This is a genomic window from Peptostreptococcus sp. (assembly GCF_977045075.1).
Genome location: NZ_CDRRTB010000141.1, coordinates 1 through 2,653 on the forward strand (window position 1 = coordinate 1; position 2,653 = coordinate 2,653).

The following is a 2,653-nucleotide window of genomic DNA, read 5'->3' on the forward strand; positions in this document are numbered from 1 at the left end:
GTAGTGGTAGTAGTGGTAATTGCCACTATGTTGGCTACAAGGATACAAATATTTTAATAGATGCAGGCCTGAGTGGTAAGAGAATTTCCAAGGGGCTTGAAGATATAGATGTCGATATAAGTAAACTTAGAGGTATATTTGTAACTCATGAACATTCAGACCATATAAAGGGTCTGGGTGTCATATCAAGGAAGTATGACCTACCTATATACCTTAACTATAAGACCTGGTTGGCCCTTGAGTCCAAGATTGGCAAGGTCAAGGAGTCGAATATTATGATATTTGACAATGACAAGGCCTATGACCTTGGCGATATGTGCATCAAACCCTTCTCTATCAATCATGATGCGGCTGATCCAGTTGGATTTAGTCTTTTTAATGAGAGGGATGACAAGCTATCTATAGCAACTGATACCGGCCATATATCAGATGATATAAGAGAAAATATATTGGGGTCAAAGCTAGTAATATTAGAGTCTAATTACGATAAGGAGATGCTTCTTATGGGGTCTTATACCTATGCCCTAAAGAAGAGGGTCATGTCTAATACAGGCCACCTGTCAAATGAGGATGCTGCAAAATTTGCAGTTGACCTAATTAAGAATGGTACGGAAGAGATACTCTTAGCCCACCTGAGCAGGGAGAATAATTTTCCAGCCTTGGCCTATGAAACATCAAACCATATCTTGACAGAAAATCAGATGAAGATAGGTAGAGATGTTGAGCTGGAAATTTTGATGAGGGATGATATATCACGACTATACCAGCTAGGTAAGTAGCCAGGAGACAAGGGATAAAGATGATAAAGATTAGTGTTGTATCTGTAGGAAAGATAAAGGAAAAGTATATAAAGCTTGGCATAGATGAATTTTCTAAAAGATTATCCAGCTACTGCAAGCTAGAGATAATAGAAGTAAATGATGAAAAGGCACCAGAAAATCTTAGTGATAAGGAAATGACTATGGTCAAGAACAAGGAGGGGCTTTCTATTCTGTCCAAGATAAGGGATGGGGCCTATGTAATTGCCCTTGCAATAGATGGGAAGTCCTTGTCGTCAGAAGAGCTGGCAGACCATATTTCAAGATTGAGTCTGGTTGGTACCAGTCATATATACCTGGTAATAGGAGGGTCTTTAGGCCTGGCCGACATAGTTTTGGACAGGGCTGATATGAAGCTATCTTTTTCAAAGATGACCTTTCCCCACCAGCTTATGAGGTTAATATTATTAGAGCAGATATACAGGGTCTTTAGGATAAATAGTGGGCAACCCTATCATAAATAAGGAAAGGAGACCAGCCTATGTTTTTTAAGACAATTGAAGATGAAACATATAGTGATATAAGCATACCGAGCATATTTTTTGACATGTTTATGCCCATAGCAAGTGGGGACCAGGTTAAGATATATCTCTTGGCCTATAGGGAGGCTTATTTTTGCAATGGTTTAAGGAATGGAGACCTAACTAATGAGGTCATAGCATCCACACTTGGTATATCTGACCAGGATGTTGTAGAGGCCTGGAGATTTTGGGAAAATATGGGTGCCATCAAAATCCACCATATAGATGGCAAGATGCTTATAGAATTTTTGGATATAAAGGCAGACCATATAAGGTCCCTAATAAAGGATAAAAAAGAGGGTCACCAGGAAGGAATAGGTTCCACAGTAGATGAGGCGGCTTCTATAGAATTTGTTACTATGTACAATAGGATTGAAGACCTGGCTGGCAGGATTTTGACACCTAATGAAAAGATAGACCTCTTGGATGCCAGTAAGAAGTATAATATGTCGCCACAATTGGTTGTAGAGGCCTTTGAGAGGTCTATAGCAGACCATGGTAAGATAAAGTCAATAAATTATATTATAGGGATACTTAGGTCCTGGTTTGACCAGTCAATCACCAGCCTTGATGACCTAAGTCAACAGGATAAATTGAGGCAGGAAAGACAGGAAAACTATAAGGCTGTTTTTAAGGCCCTTGGCTTTAATAGGACAGCAACTGCAGGTGAAAAGGAAGCCATAGACAGGTGGTTTTATGATTACAAGATGCCGATGGACCTAGTATTGAGGGCCTGTGACAAGTCTATTAATACGTCCAACCCAAATATAAAGTACTTTGATTCTATCATAAGATCTTGGCATAGCAAGGGAATATCAACTATAGAGGATCTAGAAAGGGATGAAGAAGAGTTTGCTAAGTCTAAGAAAAATAAGACAAGGCATGCCCAAAGGCCTGGAACTAAGGCCAGTAACCTAACTAAGTTCCATAATTTTACGCAAAATATATCGGATAAGTACAGCGATGATGAGATAAATAAGCTGGTAAGAGAATTAAACAAGAACAGGTGATTGTATGAATAGTGAGAAGATGAGAAATATAATGAAGGAATACCAGGACAAGAGGGACCTTCATGCAGCCCAATTGGAGGAAAGGTTAGAAAGGATACATAACAAGTATCCCCAGCTTGCAGACCTAAATAGGCAAATCCAAGCCTTGGGTATAGAAATGACCAAGTCTATACTGACGGATCCAAGTGGCCAGGCTATAAGAGACCTTGAGGTTAAGCAGGAAAACCTGATTAGACTCAAGAAGGAACTTATGAATGTAAATGGCATAAGGCAAGAGGATATGTCTATGGAGTATGACTGCAAG

The 2,653-nt window shown here is 39.5% G+C and carries 3 protein-coding genes and 1 pseudogene; all 4 read left to right on the forward strand.

The features are described from left to right. The coding region (locus ACW6OJ_RS08030; RefSeq protein ID WP_456096274.1) for an MBL fold metallo-hydrolase at positions 1-779 on the forward strand (779 nt) is incomplete at its 5' end. A gap of 23 nt (positions 780-802) precedes the next feature. Continuing rightward, positions 803-1,282 carry a 23S rRNA (pseudouridine(1915)-N(3))-methyltransferase RlmH gene (gene rlmH, locus ACW6OJ_RS08035; RefSeq protein WP_293427675.1) on the forward strand — a complete coding sequence of 160 codons (480 nt, stop codon included), beginning with the start codon at positions 803-805 and terminating at the stop codon, positions 1,280-1,282. A 17-nt stretch (positions 1,283-1,299) separates the two neighbouring features. After that, positions 1,300-2,349, forward strand: a complete 1,050-nt coding sequence (locus ACW6OJ_RS08040) for a DnaD domain-containing protein (RefSeq protein ID WP_455104268.1) — start codon at positions 1,300-1,302, stop codon at positions 2,347-2,349. A 4-nt stretch (positions 2,350-2,353) separates the two neighbouring features. After that, positions 2,354-2,653, forward strand: a pseudogene (locus ACW6OJ_RS08045) (ATP-binding protein); the annotation flags it as partial.